The 15322-nt window shown below is 64.9% G+C and carries 15 protein-coding genes and 1 tRNA gene; 11 read left to right on the top strand and 5 right to left on the bottom strand.

All coding sequences use genetic code 11. The features are described from left to right. Nucleotides 1-78 precede the first annotated feature (78 nt). From OIU93_RS00585 to OIU93_RS00575, 3 genes are all read left to right on the top strand, one after another. Nucleotides 79-1266, top strand: coding sequence for a glycosyltransferase (locus OIU93_RS00585; RefSeq protein ID WP_264268115.1), 1188 nt, complete (start codon nucleotides 79-81; stop codon nucleotides 1264-1266). 124 nt (nucleotides 1267-1390) lie between these two features. Further along, nucleotides 1391-1464 (top strand) — tRNA-Ile (locus OIU93_RS00580). Between the two features lie 274 nt (nucleotides 1465-1738). Beyond that, nucleotides 1739-2929, top strand: coding sequence for a glycosyltransferase (locus OIU93_RS00575; RefSeq protein WP_264268114.1), 1191 nt, complete (start codon nucleotides 1739-1741; stop codon nucleotides 2927-2929). Here the strand turns inward: OIU93_RS00575 and OIU93_RS00570 are convergent. Continuing rightward, nucleotides 2926-3447, bottom strand: coding sequence for a M23 family metallopeptidase (locus OIU93_RS00570; RefSeq protein ID WP_264268113.1), 522 nt, complete (start codon nucleotides 3445-3447; stop codon nucleotides 2926-2928). The two genes, OIU93_RS00575 and OIU93_RS00570, sit on opposite strands and share 4 nt — an antisense overlap. Before the next feature lie 435 nt (nucleotides 3448-3882). Between OIU93_RS00570 and rpsB the strand changes: the two genes are divergently transcribed. The 6 genes from rpsB to OIU93_RS00540 all read left to right on the top strand — a co-directional run bounded on the left by rpsB (nucleotide 3883) and on the right by OIU93_RS00540 (nucleotide 9008). Beyond that, nucleotides 3883-4767, top strand: a complete 885-nt coding sequence (gene rpsB, locus OIU93_RS00565) for a 30S ribosomal protein S2 (RefSeq protein WP_264268112.1) — start codon at nucleotides 3883-3885, stop codon at nucleotides 4765-4767. A 140-nt stretch (nucleotides 4768-4907) separates the two neighbouring features. Further along, on the top strand, nucleotides 4908-5747 hold the full coding sequence (gene tsf, locus OIU93_RS00560) for a translation elongation factor Ts (RefSeq protein WP_264268111.1): 840 nt from the start codon (nucleotides 4908-4910) through the stop codon (nucleotides 5745-5747). A 206-nt stretch (nucleotides 5748-5953) separates the two neighbouring features. Further along, nucleotides 5954-6697, top strand: coding sequence for a UMP kinase (gene pyrH, locus OIU93_RS00555; protein ID WP_264268110.1), 744 nt, complete (start codon nucleotides 5954-5956; stop codon nucleotides 6695-6697). 97 nt (nucleotides 6698-6794) lie between these two features. Then, nucleotides 6795-7352: a ribosome recycling factor gene (gene frr, locus OIU93_RS00550; RefSeq protein WP_264268109.1), complete on the top strand. Its 558-nt coding sequence runs from the start codon at nucleotides 6795-6797 to the stop codon at nucleotides 7350-7352. Further along, the gene (locus OIU93_RS00545; RefSeq protein WP_372342838.1) at nucleotides 7352-8284 is read left to right on the top strand and encodes a phosphatidate cytidylyltransferase; all 933 of its coding nucleotides are present in this window, start codon (nucleotides 7352-7354) and stop codon (nucleotides 8282-8284) included. Before frr ends, OIU93_RS00545 begins: the two co-directional genes overlap by 1 nt. Before the next feature lie 139 nt (nucleotides 8285-8423). Then, nucleotides 8424-9008: a DivIVA domain-containing protein gene (locus OIU93_RS00540; protein WP_264268108.1), complete on the top strand. Its 585-nt coding sequence runs from the start codon at nucleotides 8424-8426 to the stop codon at nucleotides 9006-9008. Between the two features lie 103 nt (nucleotides 9009-9111). Here the strand turns inward: OIU93_RS00540 and OIU93_RS00535 are convergent, their stop codons facing one another. The 4 genes from OIU93_RS00535 to OIU93_RS00520 are packed head-to-tail and all read right to left on the bottom strand — an operon-like array spanning nucleotide 9112 to nucleotide 12981. After that, nucleotides 9112-10593 (bottom strand): cation acetate symporter, encoded by a 1482-nt coding sequence (locus tag OIU93_RS00535; protein WP_264268594.1) that lies wholly within the window; start codon nucleotides 10591-10593, stop codon nucleotides 9112-9114. Further along, a complete protein-coding gene (locus OIU93_RS00530) occupies nucleotides 10593-11021 on the bottom strand; it encodes a hypothetical protein (RefSeq protein WP_264268107.1) in 429 nt (142 codons plus the stop codon). Before OIU93_RS00530 ends, OIU93_RS00535 begins: the two co-directional genes overlap by 1 nt. Further along, entirely contained in the window at nucleotides 11018-11734 is a 717-nt protein-coding gene (locus OIU93_RS00525) for a LytTR family DNA-binding domain-containing protein (RefSeq protein ID WP_264268106.1), read from the bottom strand. Before OIU93_RS00525 ends, OIU93_RS00530 begins: the two co-directional genes overlap by 4 nt. A 47-nt stretch (nucleotides 11735-11781) precedes the next feature. After that, nucleotides 11782-12981 carry a sensor histidine kinase gene (locus tag OIU93_RS00520; RefSeq protein ID WP_264268105.1) on the bottom strand — a complete coding sequence of 400 codons (1200 nt, stop codon included), beginning with the start codon at nucleotides 12979-12981 and terminating at the stop codon, nucleotides 11782-11784. A 241-nt stretch (nucleotides 12982-13222) separates the two neighbouring features. Here OIU93_RS00520 and OIU93_RS00515 point away from each other — a divergent pair, with 241 nt between their 5' ends. Next, the gene (locus OIU93_RS00515; protein ID WP_264268104.1) at nucleotides 13223-13567 is read left to right on the top strand and encodes a DUF485 domain-containing protein; all 345 of its coding nucleotides are present in this window, start codon (nucleotides 13223-13225) and stop codon (nucleotides 13565-13567) included. 3 nt (nucleotides 13568-13570) lie between these two features. Then, entirely contained in the window at nucleotides 13571-15199 is a 1629-nt protein-coding gene (locus OIU93_RS00510) for a cation acetate symporter (protein ID WP_264268103.1), read from the top strand. Nucleotides 15200-15322 lie beyond the last annotated feature (123 nt).

The following is a 15322-nucleotide window of genomic DNA, read 5'->3' as shown; positions in this document are numbered from 1 at the left end:
TCCTGCAATTGCCCAACAAGACAATGAAACGACAACCGTGGCCTCGATAGCGGTCATGTCAAGGAGTGAACGCACCACGTGACGGGCGAGAAACCATTGAAAATCGTGATTGCGGCGGATACCTATCATCCGGACGTCAACGGCGCAGCAGTCTTTTGCTATCGACTGGCCACCGCCATGACAGAGCGCGGGCACGAGGTGCACGTCATGGCCACCCGGCCGGACAAGGGGCCCACTGTCACCGAGGTCCTGCCCGAAGCCACCGTTCACCGGCTGCGGTCGCATGCCGTGCCGACGCATGACTACTTCCGTATTTGCTTCCCCTGGGAAGTCAACCCGGAGATCAAGCAGCTGCTCGACGAGATCAAGCCGGACGTGGTCCACGCTCAATGCCACTACATGATCGGCCAAGGCGCCCTGGCCTTTGCCAATAAACGCGGTAGCCGAACCGTGGCAACGAACCACTTCATGCCGGAAAACCTGGACCCGTTCCTGCCTTTTCCCCAGTGGTTCAAGAAGATCGTGGCGCGGAACTCTTGGCGCGACATGGGCAAGATCATGGGCAAGGCGAATGTTGTCACCACGCCGACGCCGCTGGCTGCCCGTGCGATGACCCAGTATGCGCGCTTGGACAAGGTCTTGCCGCTGTCCAACGGGATCGACTCCAGCAACTATGAGCTTGGCGCAGCGGAGTCGATCGACCGGAATCCATATCCCACGATCCTATTCGTGGGCAGGCTGGCGGTTGAGAAGAACGTCAACGAACTCATTGAGGCGCTGACTTTGATGAAGACGGTCCCCGATGCCCACCTTGAGGTCATCGGCGGTGGCGAGCAGCGCGCGCCGTTGGAAAAGCTTGCCCGTGAAAAGGGGGTTGCGAGCCGCGTGCACTTCCTGGGCCATGTCGACGACGAAGAACTGCGCAGAGCGTACCTGCGCTGCGATGTGTTCTGCCAGCCCGGAACCGCTGAGCTCCAGTCCCTGGTGACCCTGGAGGCGCTCTCGGCGTCCAAGCCCGTGGTGTTGGCCAATGCGATGGCCTTGCCGCACCTTGTTGATGACGGAGTCAACGGTTACCTATTCGAGCCGGGGGACCTGGCTGGACTGGCTGGCAAGCTGGATTCGATCCTGGGCATGACAGCTGCGGAGCAGGCGGTGATGGGCAAAGCAGGCCATGCCAAGGCAGCCCTGCACAGCCACAGCAAGACCATGGACACCTTCGAGGCGATCTATCGCGGTGCCGTCGCGGAGGATTTTCTTCCCTGATACTGACGCCAGTCAGAGTTTCCCGGCAAGGGAAGATGAAAACCTGCGAAGGAATCCATTAGGATAGCTGGGGATGTTTGGCCAATTGCCGCAGTTGGCGGTGATTCGATCGAACATCCATGTTGGGGCGGTAGCTCAGTTGGTCAGAGCAGGGGACTCATAATCCCTTGGTCGTGGGTTCAAGCCCCACCCGCCCTACACGTCAACGGCCTAGTCAGAAAATCCTTGCAGGAATTCTGGCTAGGCCGTTTTTCGCATTCGGGGTGGTAGTTGCGGGAGAAGTCAGCATACAACCAGATTCCCGCGAGACGCCCCGCCACGTCTTTGGGCGATGGCCGTTCCTTCTCTATTAGGCTCGAATTACCTGATCGTCAGGGAACCTGGCGCCTCTCGCGTGGGCATGCTCTGCCTGCCGCACCTTCAGCTTCACGCCCGACTACAGAAAGGACGAGCCCGGTCAATGCATTGCGTTATGTTTGTCGACCAGCACCCCGACACCCTGGGTGGCATGCAGACCTCCGTCCGGCTGCAGCGGCGGTTTCTTGAGCTGGCAGGACACCGGGTGACGATCGTTTCACCCAAGTACCGCGGCAAGCACATCCCCGACCAGGCCGTCATCGAGCTGCCTTCCTTGCCCCTGGGACCGGGGGAGTACTCCATATCCATCCCCGGCAAGGTCAGCGACAAGTTGTTGGCCAAGGCAATGACCGAGCGCGGACCAGTCGACGTGGTGCACGTCCAGGCAGACTTCTGGCAGGCCATCATTGGCTATCGGTTCGCCAAGGACAACAACCTTCCCGTCGTCCACACCATGCATAACCGCCTCGATGTGGGGATTGCCGCGACTATGCCGCTGCCGGGTCTGGTCCAGCGCGGGTTCGGCCTTGCCCAGAAGGCATTCCTGGGCACGGGCAAGCCGGTGGCTGCCGATGCCTGGACATATCTGCAGCGGTTCACCGATCACGCCCAACGCGTGACCGCGCCCTCCAGCCATTTCGCCCGCCTGTTGGAGGACGAACGCGTTTTTGCGCGCGTCGAGGTCGTTCCCAACGGAATGGACGATGGCCTCGCGTCGGATTTGCTGGCCCAGCCATCCGCCAAACCCAACACGCGGCCGAGGCTGGCCTGGGTGGGGAGGTTTAGTGCGGAGAAGCGACTGCTTCCCTTCCTCGACGCCGTGGCACTCTCCAATATCGACGCGGAGATCCACGTTTTTGGCGACGGAGCGGACCGGGCCAAGGCCGAAGCCAAGGCCCAGGCCATGGATAGGCCAACCGTGGTTATCCGCGGCAAGGTCCCCTACGGGCAAATGCTCACGGAGCTCCGGCGGGCCGATGCACTGGTCCAGACGTCCCAGGGATTCGAGACCCAGGGCATGACGGTCTACGAGGCGGCCGCCCTGGGCACACCTTCGCTGCTCAGTGACCGGAATATTGCCGAGGACTTGCCCAAGGGCGTCTACTGGCTCACCGAGGACGATACGGTTGCCGCGCTCGCCACGGCCCTGGAAGATTGTGTCGACCAGATCAAGGCCGGCCACGGTCCGTTGACATCGTCCTTCGACCCTGCATCATTCCTGCAAAGCCGGCAGACCCAACTCATGATCAAGGTCTACGAGGACGCGGATCGCGAATTCAGGTCCCGAAGCCTGCCGAGCGGCTAGTCCAGCGGCAAGAGAATCGAGGGGCGGGTGTCGATGATGGTGAGCAGCGGGTCGATGTATTCACCGTCCAGCCGCAATCCCCAGTGCAGGCAGAGCGCGTCACAGTGCGCACCGGCCCCGACCATGCCGATCTCGTCGCCCTCCGAGACGATGGCGCCGACCTCCAAGGTGCTACGCACCGGCTCGAAGCTGGAGAGCAAACCGGAACCGTGGTTGATGACAATGACCGGCCGGTCCACGATGTGCCCCGCGAAGGAGACTATGCCTCCGGAAGGTGCGCGGACGGTGTCACCGGGGGCTGCCTGAAGGTCGGCGCCCCGGTGGCCGCTGAGCCAGCGTTGGGCCGGAGGGTCGAATCCGCGCACGAGTCGCGGCACCGGGGGCAATGGCCAACTCCATGCGCCGGCCGGGACCAGGCCTTGGCTTGCAGGGCGAGGGGCGGGCGGGGAAGCACTGGCCGGGGCCAACAGCACGGCGGTGCCAATCATTAAGCCTGCCAGGGACGAAACCATTTTCATGACCCCAAGCATGGGTCCGTGCGGATGGCCCCCGGCCCGATCTCCACCGCTTTGTGGAGGTTTCCGGCGTGTGATGCACGTCCCTTGTCCTTGTGCGGATGTGTCAATTTTGGCGCCACCTGCCTGTAGTACACTTGAGCATGCGGTTCCCTGTGCCCTCTTGAAGCATGCGCTGATTGAGGGACTACAAGAAACCGACTTCGCGTATGAGTCATCCACACCTGAAAATCCCACTTCCGTGGCGATCTGTTGCGTGTGCGACTGGCAGGCCCGCGGTCCGAATACATTCGGGAGGGGCCAGGCCAGGAACGGTTTGCCGTTCTGCTCATGCCAGGGGTCGCGTCCAATACCGGATGCGCACCATCAACCGATAACAATGGCAGTTACCGCGGCCCAGTGATGGGCCGGCCAGCTACTGCCGGAAGGAGTTGCGACATGCCAGTCGTAACCATGCGCCAGCTGCTCGACAGCGGCGTTCACTTTGGACACCAGACCCGTCGTTGGAACCCGAAGATGAAGCGTTTCATCTTCACGGAGCGCAACGGCATCTACATCATTGACTTGCAGCAGTCGCTGTCGTACATCGACCGCGCCTACGAGTTCGTCAAGCAGACCGTTGCCCACGGCGGCACCGTTCTGTTCGTTGGCACCAAGAAGCAGGCTCAGGAAGCAATTTCGGAGCAGGCTACCCGCGTTGGCCAGCCCTTCGTCAACCAGCGCTGGCTCGGTGGCATGCTCACCAACTTCCAGACCGTTTCCAAGCGCATCTCGCGCATGAAGGAACTGGAAGAGATCAACTTCGAGGATGTTGCCGGTTCGGGCCACACCAAGAAGGAGCTGCTGCTGCTCAAGCGCGAGCTGACCAAGCTTCAGACCAACCTTGGCGGTATCCGCAACCTGACGAAGACCCCTTCGGTCCTCTGGGTTGTCGACACCAAGAAGGAGCACCTGGCCATCGATGAGGCACGCAAGCTGGGCATCCCGGTTGTTGCCATCCTCGACACCAACTGCGACCCGGACGAAGTCCAGTACCCGATCCCGGGCAACGACGACGCCATCCGCTCCGTCAACCTGCTCACCCGCGTCGTTGCCGACGCCGTTGCCGCTGGCCTGATCGCCCGCAACAACAAGGCTGCAGGCAACACCGAAGCTCCGGCCGAGCCGTTGGCCGAGTGGGAGCGCGAACTGCTCGAGGCCGGCAAGGCCGAGGCACCCGCTGCTGAAGCACCCGCCGCCGAAGCTGCTCCGGCAGCCGAGGAAGCACCCGCCGCTGAAGCTGCTCCGGCAGCCGAGGAAGCACCGGCCGCTTCGGCCGAGTAGTCACAAAACCAAGGTCGCTTGTTGTCGGCGCTCCCCTTTTGCGGGGGAGCGCCGGCAACCGGAGACAAACCGCGGGACGGGCCACATTCGGCCCGTCCTTCGGCGAAAAAGCTCAAAACCACTTATGAATGGGGTTGCACGTGGCAAACTACACCGCTGCTGACATTAAGGCACTGCGCGAGCGCACCGGCGCTGGCATGATGGACGTCAAGAAGGCGCTCGACGAGGCCAACGGCGACGCCGAGAAGGCCATGGAGCTCATCCGCATCAAGGGCCTGAAGGGCGCGACCAAGCGCGAAGGCCGCTCGACCTCGGAAGGCCTCGTTGCCGCCAAGGTTGTCGAGGGCACCGTCGGCGTCATGATCGAGCTTTCCTGCGAGACCGACTTCGTCGCCAAGAACGACAAGTTCATCGCCCTGGCCGCCAAGGTCCTGGACATTGCCGTGTCCTCCGGCGCAGCCGACCTGGAGACTCTGCTGGCAGTCGACGTCGAGGGCAAGACCCTTGCCGACGTCGTCACCGAAGAGGGCGCAGTCTTGGGCGAGAAGGTCATCGTTCGCCGCCTGTCCCGTATCGAGGGTGCATCGGTTGATGCCTACCTGCACAAGACCTCCAAGGACCTCCCGGCCCAGGTTGGCGTTCTCGTTGCAGTGGACGGCGCCGGCGAAGCCGCAGCCACCGTTGCACACGACGTTGCAGTGCACACCGCTGCAATGGCACCGACCGTGCTTTCCCGCGATGACATCGACGCCGAGATCGTCGAGTCCGAGCGCCGCATTGCCCAGGAGACCGCTGTCGCCGAGGGCAAGCCGGAAGCCGCCATGACCAAGATCGTTGAAGGCCGCCTGACCGGCTTCTTCAAGGAGCAGGTGCTGGTCGACCAGGCATTCGCCAAGGACGCCAAGAAGACCGTGGGCAAGGTGCTGGAAGAAGCCGGCGTCAACGCCACCGCCTTCGCACGTTTCCGCGTCGGAGCCTAATTAGCTTCAACAGCAGGTAAATTGGTTCTCGGCGCCCCGGCACCGGTAACCATTTGCTTCACACCAAGGTAGAGGGGGTGGCCACTTCAACGTGGCCGCCCCTTTTTCCTGCCAGCTCCCGGGCCATCGAGGACCGAGGGCCGGCCACACCCCCAACAGCTACAACGTGGGCCCGCACCGACCCGCACGCAGGAGGAATGACACCCATGGACGCAACCCCCGAATCGCATGAACACACCCAGGCCCCGCGTCGCCGCAGGGTCTTGCTGAAGCTTTCCGGAGAGGTCTTCGGCGGCGGCAAGCTGGGCGTCGACCCGGTCACCGTGCGTGGCATTGCCGAGCAGATCGCCGCAACCGTGGGCAAGGTGGAGGTCGCCATCGTGGTTGGCGGCGGCAACTTCTTCCGCGGCGCCGAACTTTCGGCCTCGGGCATGGACCGCTCGCGCGCCGACTACATGGGCATGCTCGGCACCGTCATGAACTGCCTGGCCCTGCAGGATTTCCTGGAACAGGCCGGCGTTGACACCCGCGTCCAGTCCGCGATCTCCATGGCCCAGGTCGCCGAGACCTATATTCCGCGCCGCGCCATCCGCCATATGGAAAAGGACCGCGTCGTAATCTTCGGCGCCGGGGCAGGCCTGCCGTACTTCTCCACCGACACCGTGGCAGCCCAGCGCGCCCTCGAGGTCGACGCCGACGTGGTCTTGATGGCCAAGAGCGGTGTCGACGGCGTGTACACCGCGGACCCGAAGAAGGACCCGACCGCCACCAAGCTTGAGCACCTCACCTACGAAGAGGCCCTCATCAAGGACATCCGCGTCATGGACCAGACCGCCATGACCATGTGCAAGGACAACAAGCTGGAGATGATGGTCTTCGGCATGGAAGGCGACGGAAACGTCACCCGCGCCATCCTCGGCGAAAAGATCGGCACCCGCGTCACCATCTAGGTGCCCCGCGCCATGCCCTCCCGTGGCATAGGATTGTTCACAAGCCCAAAATTACCCGGCCACCCATCGATTGGGAGCCGATTCAAAGGAGTAGACCGTGATTGAGGAAATCCTCTTCGAGGTATCCGACAAGATGGACAGCACCATCGAGAACGCGAAGGAAGACTTCTCCGCGATCCGCACCGGCCGTGCGCACCCGGGAATGTACGCCAAGGTCATGGTGGACTACTACGGTTCCCCGACCCCGCTGCAGCAGCTGGCATCCTTTGCCACCCCGGATGCCCGCACCATCCTGATCAGCCCCTACGACGTGACCGCCCTGCGTGAAATCGAAAAAGCGCTCGGCGACTCCGAGGTTGGCGCGAACCCGTCCAACGACGGCAAGACCATCCGCGTGATCATGCCGGTGTTGACCCAGGAACGCCGCAAGGAATACGTCAAGGTCGTTCGCGGCAAGGGCGAAGACGCCAAGGTGGCCCTGCGCAACCTGCGCCGGAAGGCCAAGGACGGCATTGACAAGCTGGTCAAGGACGGCGAAGTCGGCGAGGACGAAGGCGCCCGCGCCGAAAAGGAACTTGACGCACTGACCAAGTCGCACGCCGAAAGCATCGACGACTTGCTCAAGCGCAAGGAAGCCGAGCTGCTGGAAGTCTAATGGCCAATCCCACCGAGCCGAGCGAAGGAGCCGCAGGTTCCCCTCCGGAGCCGACGCCGGATCCCGGAGGGCTTGATGCCATGACCCGGCGAAGCCGCAAGTCGACGCGCACCCAGCCCTCGCGGGCAGGACGCGACCTCCCCGCGGCAATCGTCGTGGGGCTGGTGCTGTTGGCCGTGGTGCTGACCGGACTGTTTTGGTTGCCGCTGGCGTTCGTCGCCACGGTGGCGATCTTCGGAGTCGTGGGCAGCTGGGAAGTTTCACGGGCACTGATTGGCGGGGGAATCGACACCCCGCTGGTTCCCCTGGCCGTGGCCGGGGTGGCTCTGCCGTTCTCCGCCTACTACGGCGGTCTCGAGGCCTTGGGCATGGCGTTTACCGCCAGCGCCCTGCTGGTCTTCCTGTGGCGCATCATCGAGGGGCCGGCCAAATCCGTGCCCTCGATCGTTGCAAGCATCTTCGTCTTGACGTGGGTGCCGCTGCTGCTGAGCTTTGCCGTGCTGCTGCTGAACGAACCGGACGGGCACTTGCTGGTGACAACGATGTTGTTGCTGGTGGTCTCCAACGATACGTTCGGGTATCTGGTGGGCGTGCTGTTCGGAAAGCGCCCGATGGCTCCGAAGATCAGCCCCAAAAAGTCCTGGGAGGGCTTTGCCGGGTCGGTTGCCGGGGCCACGGTGGTGGGCATCGCTGCGGCGGTGTTCCTGCTGGATGCCCCTTGGTGGGTGGGCATCCCGCTGGCGGTTGCGACGGTTGTCGCCGCAACGGCCGGGGATCTGGCCGAGTCGATGGTCAAGCGGGAACTGGGCATCAAGGACATGAGCAACATCCTGCCGGGCCACGGCGGGGTCATGGACCGGCTCGATTCGGTGCTCTTCGCCATCCCGGTGACGTATATCCTCACCATTTTGCTGATGCCCGGCGCGCTGTAGGCCGCGGGTGCCAAAGCATCCCTAAGATGGACATGCGGGTTGGTGCCGCCGCGCCCCGGTTGAACCCGGGCAATCGCACCACCCGCAGCAACAAGGTGCCGGTCTTCCGGTACGCAATACCAACACCAAGGAAAGAATTGTGAGTCAGGACAAGGCACAGCCGGCACCCAGCCCCTTTGAGCGCGTGGGGGAAAAGGAATTCGGCTACAACACCAAACAGGTGGATGTGTTCCTCGCCCGCGCCCGAGCCACGTTCAATGGCGACGGCGACGATGATTCGATTGTCACCAGCCACATGGTCCGCCGCACGGTTTTCCCTGCCCAGCGCGGCGGCTACAGCGCCCGCGAGGTCGACGGTGCGCTGGACAGGCTCGAGGATGTCTTTGCCCAGCGGGAACGCGATGCACTGATTCACGCCGATGGCGAGGACGCCTGGCTGCAGCAGGTCGGCCGGCTCTCGGCGATCCTGCGTGGACGCCTGCACCGGTCCCCGGGCGAGCGCTTCCGCAGGCCTTCGCGCTCCAGCGCGTCGAGCTACAACGTCCAGGACGTGGACAAGCTCTGCTCCCAGCTCATTGACTACTTCGAGAAGGACGTCCCGATGAGCGTTGACGCCGTGCGACGGGCCGAGTTCCGCCGTGCCGAGGGCGAGCACGGCTACGAGGAGTCGCAGGTCGACGCGTTCCTGGATCGCGTCGTGGAGCTCATGGCCTCGATCGACTAGCCTTTCGGCTCCGTCGAGGTTTTCAATGCGGTTGGTCTGGTGTCTGTCACCAGGCCAACCGCATTCTTTATGCCCGAATCAGGGGCCGTGACGGTCCCAAGCGTCAGGGCAGCGTTCCGGCCTGCGCCTCGGGAACATGCAGTCGGGCCATGACCTCGTCGATGCGTCCGGGCGGACGGCGCCTGGTTGCCAGGGACACGAAGATCATCACGAGGAATGCCAGCGGCACGCACCAGGCGGCCGGCTGGGCCAGCAGGGCATGGAACGACTGCGGCTCGTTGGGCACCGCTGCCGCCAGCACCAGGGACGCGCCGCAGCACACGGCGCCGGTGACCATGCCGGAAATCGCCCCGGCAACGGTGAGCCCGCGCCACCAGATCCCCAGCAACAGCAGCGGGCAGATGGTTGCCGCGGTGAAGGCAAAGACCGAGCCGATGGCCCCGGCCAGCGCCAGGCTGGAGGTTCCCATGGCCAGCAGCAGCGGGACGGCGGTGGCGATGAGCGTGGAGATCCTGAATCCGCGCACCGTGCCGCGGAACAGGTCCTGCGAGATGGTCCCGGCCAGGGACACCACCAGGCCCGAGGAGGTGGAGAGGAACGCGGCGAAGGCACCGCCGATGATGATCGCCGTCAGCGCATCCCCGGCGGTTCCCCCCACGATGCGCCCTGGCAGCAGCAACACCGTGGCATCGGCGTTCCCGCTGGTGGCAAGTTCCGGGGTGAAGGCCCTGCCCAGGATGCCCAGCACCGTGGGGAAGAGGTAGAACAACGCCAGCAATCCCAGCACGATCGCGGTGGTCTTTCGGGCCGAGGGACCATCCGGGTTGGTGTAGAAACGCACCAGCACGTGGGGCAGTCCCAGCGTGCCAAAGAGCAGCGCCACCAGCAGCGAGATGTTGTAGTACAGGCCCTGGTCCGCCGCCGGGTCGCTGGCGTGATCGAAGACGGCACCGTCCAGGGTCGCCGATTCCCCGGCCAGGCCCAGATGCAGCAGCAGGAAGACGGCGGGGATCGCCAGGGCCGCGAGCTTGAGCCAGTACTGAAACGCCTGGACGAAGGTGATCGAGCGCATGCCGCCGGCCAGCACGGTGAGGCACACGATCCCCATGACCAGCACCGAGCCCATCCAACCCGGCAGCCCGGTGCTGATGCCCAGCGTCAGCGAGGCTCCGTGCAGTTGCGGGACGATGTACAGCCAACAGATGACCACCACCAGGAAGCTGGTGAGCCTGCGCAGCCTCATCGAGCCCAGCCGGATTTGCGCAAAGTCGGGGATGGTGTACGCGCGGGAGCGGCGCAGCGGCGCCGCCACAAAGAGCAGCAGCATCAAGTAGCCGGCGGTGTACCCGATGGGGAACCACAACCCGTCCTGCCCGGAGACCACGATGAGCCCGGCAATGCCCAGAAACGATGCGGCCGAAAGGTATTCCCCGCCGATGGCGCTGGCGTTCCACCAGGGCTTGACGGTACGCGATGCCACGTAGAAGTCCCCGGTGGTGCGCGAGAGCCGCAGCCCGTTGACGGCAATGAGCACCGTCGCCAGGGAAACCAGCAACACCGAGAGCAGGGCAACGGCCGGATTGATCATTTGGCGATGCTCCGGTACTTGGCCTCGTTGCGCGCCGCCGCCCGGTTGAAGAGGAAGGCACAGAGCATGATCAGCGGGTAGACGCCCACGCCCAGCAACCACCACGGCAAGGGGATGGTCGCCAGGCGGATGTCGTTGATCTGCGGCCAGGTGAACACCATGACGGCGAGGCCCACCAGCACCAACAGGAAGCCCAGGGCCACCGACGCGGCCAGGCGCAGCTGCGAGCGGATCAGCGAGTGGACGTAGAAGGTGTCGGCGGCATCCGGGGCGGAACGGCGGACGATGTTCAGCATGGTGCCGGCGGGTGCGCTGACCCGCACGCGGGCTCCGGTGGGTGCCGGGAGCCCGTCATCGGGAGCCTGGACCGGGTGCGGACCGGGGGATTCGCGCGGCGGCTCGGCGGCGGCGCCGGATTCGCTCACAGCGGCCGGACTCGATTCGCGGCCAGCTTCTCGCGCAGGTAGGGCAGGGCGCGGCGCGAGACGGGGAGCTCGGTGCCGCCGATGAGAACCACGGCCTTGCCGGTGGCCAGCTTGACGGTGTCGATCTTGTCCATGGACACCAGGTAGGAGCGGTGGATGCGGACGTAGCCTGCCGCCCCCCACTGCTGCTCCAGGTCGTTGAGCGGGACCCGGATCAGGTAGCTGGCATCCTTGGTGTGCAGCCGCGCGTAGTCGCCCTGCGCCTGCACGTAGAGGATCTCGTCGCGGCGGATCATCTTGGTGATGCCGCCCTTTTCCACCGTGACCATGTCCGGCTTCACGGTGTCCTCCTCGGCCAGCTCGCAGATGCGGCGGACCGACTCGGCCAGGCGCTCGGGGCGCACCGGCTTGAGCACGTAGTCCACCGCGGCCAGCTCAAAGGCCTCCAGCGCCTGGTCCTCGTCGGCGGTCACGAAGACCACAGCCGGGGGACGGGTGAAGCGGGAGATGACCCGGGCGATGTCCAGCCCGGAGAGCGCCGGCATGTGGATGTCCAAGAAGAGGGCGTCGACCTCGAACTCCTCCAGGGCCTTCAAGGCCTCGGCCCCGGAATTGGCCCGGTGGATGGTGCCCACCCGTGAATCGAGCGACAACAAATACGCCAGTTCCGCAACGGCAGGCAGTTCATCGTCGGCAACGACCACGTTAATCATGCACGTCATTTTACCCGCACCCCGCGGGGGAAGGCGGACCCGGCGCGCTATCGGGCGGCGATGCCCGGCGCGGTGGGCTCGACCCCGGGGCGGAACTTGGGGATGCGCATGGTGATCAGCGTGCCGGCACCCGGGGCGGTGTCGATGACCAGCCCGTGGGCGTCCCCGTAGACCTGGCGCAGTCGCACATCGACATTGCGCAGGCCCACATGGATGGACTCGGTGGTCCCCGCCAGCACCGCCGCCAGGGCCACCGGGTCGATGCCCACCCCGTCGTCCTCCACGGTGATCAACGCGTATTCGCCCGAATCCGAGGCGCTGATGGTGATCAGTCCGCCGCCGGGCTTGGATTCCAGGCCGTGGCGCACGGCGTTTTCCACCAGCGGCTGCAGGCTCAGGAACGGGATGGCGGTGGCCAGCACCTCGGGGGCTATGGCCAGGGAGACCTTGATGCGGTCGCCGAAGCGCGCCTTTTCCAGCAGCAGGTACCTGTCGATGGCGGTGAGTTCCTCGGCGAGCGTGGTGAAGTCCCCGTGGCGGCGGAAGGAATAGCGGGTGAAGTCGGCGAACTCCACCACCAGTTCGCGTGCCCGGGCCGGGTCGGTGATGATGAACGAGGCGATCGCGTTCAGCGAGTTGTAGATGAAGTGCGGGCTGATCTGGGCGCGCAGCGCGCGGACCTCCGCCTCCATGAGCAATGCACGGGAGGCATCAAGCTCGGCCAGCCCCACCTGCGCCGCGACCCAGGCGGCGACCTCGGCCACCGCGCGCACGAACCCGGCACCGGCGCGCGGGATGTACGCGCAGACGGTGCCCACCGGGACGTCCCCGACCATGATCGGGGCGCAGACCATGTCCCCGGTATCCGAGCGCTTGACCTGGGTGCGGGTGGCGGAGAGCGCAGCGGCCGCAAGTTCCAGCGCCGCGGCGGTGCCCCGGTCCCCGGTGTCCGGGATCGTGCCGTCCACCGCGAGCACCGCCGAGGTGTCGGTGATGACCAATCCCTGGGCAGCCAGCAGCGCGCGCAGGTGCTTCCCTGCCGTGGCGGCACCTTCCGGGGTGAGGCCCTGGGCCAGGTGCGGGGCCGCCACCGAGACCCGGTGAAGGGTCTCAAAGGTCGCCTTCTCGGCGTCGGTCCCCAGGTCCCGGCTGGAGCGCGCGATCTTGAACGCCAGATAGCCCACCAGGGTGCCGCCGACCACGACGGTGGCGACAATCAGGGTCATCTGCAGCGCGGTGGAGAGCATGTTCCCAAGCCTACGCGGCGCCCGGACGGGCATGCCGTTCGTCGTCGTCAGGTGCCGCTTGGCGCATCCGGGGGACCGTTTGCCGGATGCCGCACCCGGCCCCCTTCCCGCGTGGAGGGTCCATGGCGCAGGGTGATCTTAGTCACCCTGCCAGGTGGCGTACCCCACAAGGCCGGCCTGATCGGACGGCTCGGGCAAGGTACCGCTCCTGGCGCCTTGAGCCCCTTGTGAAGGAGGAGTCATGAGCACCACCGAAGAGTCGGACCTTGGAACCGGCATTGATTTTGAGAAAGAGCAGGACTCGGAAGAGTTCCGCGAGCTGCGCAAGACGCACCGCAGCTTTGTTTTCCCCATGGCAGTCATTTTCCTGCTGTGGTACTTCGCCTACGTCCTGTTGGCCGACTACGCGCACGAATTCATGTCCATCAAGGTATGGGGCAACTTCAACGTAGGCCTCCTGCTGGGCCTGCTGCAATTTGTTTCCACCTTCGGCATCACCGCCGCCTACGTCTCCTACAGCAACAAGAAGCTTGATCCGAAGGCCACCGCGATCCGCAAGCGCCTCGAAGCACAGGAAGGGGAGTAGGCCATGAACGTCCTTACTTCATCGGTCCTCGCCGCGGCCGCCGAATCGACCAAGGTCGGCAACCCGTGGGTCAACATCGGGATCTTCGGCATCTTCGTGGGCATCACCCTGATCGTGGTGCTCAAGGCCTCGAGCAACAACAAGACCGCCGCCGACTACTACGCCGGCGGGCGTTCCTTCACCGGGACGCAGAACGGCACCGCGATCGCCGGGGACTACCTCTCGGCCGCATCGTTCCTGGGCATCGTCGGGGCCATCGCCATCAACGGCTATGACGGCTTCCTCTACTCCATCGGATTCCTGGTCGCCTGGCTGGTGGCCCTGCTGCTGGTCGCCGAGCTGCTGCGCAACACCGGCAAGTTCACCATGGCGGACGTGCTCTCCTTCCGCCTCAAGCAGCGCCCGGTGCGCATCGCCGCGGCCATCTCCACCCTCGCGGTCTGCGTGTTCTACCTGCTGGCCCAGATGGCCGGCGCCGGCGCGCTGGTCTCCCTGCTGCTGGGCATCGATGACAAGATGGGCCAGTCACTGGTCATCGTCGTCGTCGGCGCGCTGATGATCGTGTACGTGCTGATCGGCGGCATGAAGGGCACCACCTGGGTGCAGATCATCAAGGCCTGCCTGCTGATTGCCGGCGCGTTTATCATGACCATCATGGTCCTGGCCAACTATGGCTTCAACTTCTCAGCCCTGCTGGGGGCAGCGGTGGAAAGCGCCGGAACCCCGGAGATCCTGAACCCGGGCCTGCAATACGGCAAGTCGGAGACCTCCAAGCTGGACTTCATCTCCCTGGCCCTGGCCCTGGTGCTCGGCACCGCCGGCCTGCCGCACGTGCTCATGCGCTTCTACACGGTTCCCACCGCCAAGGAGGCCCGCAAGTCGGTGGTCTGGGCCATCTGGCTCATCGGCGGCTTCTACCTCTTCACCCTGGTGCTGGGCTACGGTGCCGGCGCCATGATCGGTGCCGACAAGATCAAGGCCGCCCCGGGCGGCGTGAACTCCGCGGCCCCGCTGCTGGCCTTCGAACTCGGCGGCCCGCTGCTGCTGGGCCTGATCTCCGCTGTCGCCTTCGCCACCATCCTTGCGGTGGTGGCGGGCCTGACCATCACCGCGGCGGCATCCTTCGCCCACGACGTCTACGCCTCGGTCATCGCCAAGGGCAAGAGCACCCCGGAGAAGGAAATGAAGGTGGCACGCCGCACCGTCATCGTCATCGGTGTCTTCGCGATCCTCGGCGGCATCGGCGCCCAGGGGCAGAACGTCGCCTTCCTGGTGGCCCTGGCCTTCGCGGTGGCGGCCTCGGCCAACCTGCCCACCATCCTGTACTCGCTGTTCTGGAAGAAGTTCACCACCCAGGGCGCGGTCTGGTCCATGGTCGGCGGCCTCGGCTCCGCGATCCTGCTGATCGTCTTCTCCCCGGTGATGTCGGGTCTGCCGACCTCCATGATCCCGGGTGCCGACTTTGCGATCTTCCCGCTGGCCAACCCCGGCATCGTCTCGATCCCGCTGGCCTTCTTCCTGGGTTGGTTGGGCTCGGTGCTGGATAAGAATTCCGAGGATGTCGTCAAGTCTGCGGAAATGGAAGTACGCTCGCTGACCGGTGTCGGTGCCGAAAAGGCCGTCGACCACTAGCAGCCGGGCAAGATCCGCGGTGGAGCCGGGCTGCGGCCCGGCTCCACCGAGGCACATGGGCGGCGTCGTTTCCTTCCCCCATAGGGAGACGGCGCCGCCTTTGTCGTGCCCCGAAGTTCGCTG

The organism is Paeniglutamicibacter sp. ZC-3 (assembly GCF_025847175.2).
Lineage (GTDB): Bacteria > Actinomycetota > Actinomycetes > Actinomycetales > Micrococcaceae > Paeniglutamicibacter > Paeniglutamicibacter sulfureus.
This window is presented reverse-complemented; position numbering and strand designations above follow the sequence as displayed.

What these genes read in the sequence shown, in the direction of transcription:
- OIU93_RS00525 (WP_264268106.1), bottom strand. Translation starts at nt 11,734, where the DNA reads ATGATTAACGTGGTCGTTGCCGACGATGAACTGCCTGCCGTTGCGGAA.
- OIU93_RS00515 (WP_264268104.1), top strand. Translation starts at nt 13,223, where the DNA reads ATGAGCACCACCGAAGAGTCGGACCTTGGAACCGGCATTGATTTTGAG.
- OIU93_RS00570 (WP_264268113.1), bottom strand. Translation starts at nt 3,447, where the DNA reads ATGAAAATGGTTTCGTCCCTGGCAGGCTTAATGATTGGCACCGCCGTG.
- OIU93_RS00520 (WP_264268105.1), bottom strand. Translation starts at nt 12,981, where the DNA reads ATGCTCTCCACCGCGCTGCAGATGACCCTGATTGTCGCCACCGTCGTG.
- rpsB (WP_264268112.1), top strand. Translation starts at nt 3,883, where the DNA reads ATGCCAGTCGTAACCATGCGCCAGCTGCTCGACAGCGGCGTTCACTTT.
- OIU93_RS00545 (WP_372342838.1), top strand. Translation starts at nt 7,352, where the DNA reads ATGGCCAATCCCACCGAGCCGAGCGAAGGAGCCGCAGGTTCCCCTCCG.
- OIU93_RS00510 (WP_264268103.1), top strand. Translation starts at nt 13,571, where the DNA reads ATGAACGTCCTTACTTCATCGGTCCTCGCCGCGGCCGCCGAATCGACC.
- OIU93_RS00575 (WP_264268114.1), top strand. Translation starts at nt 1,739, where the DNA reads ATGTTTGTCGACCAGCACCCCGACACCCTGGGTGGCATGCAGACCTCC.
- pyrH (WP_264268110.1), top strand. Translation starts at nt 5,954, where the DNA reads ATGGACGCAACCCCCGAATCGCATGAACACACCCAGGCCCCGCGTCGC.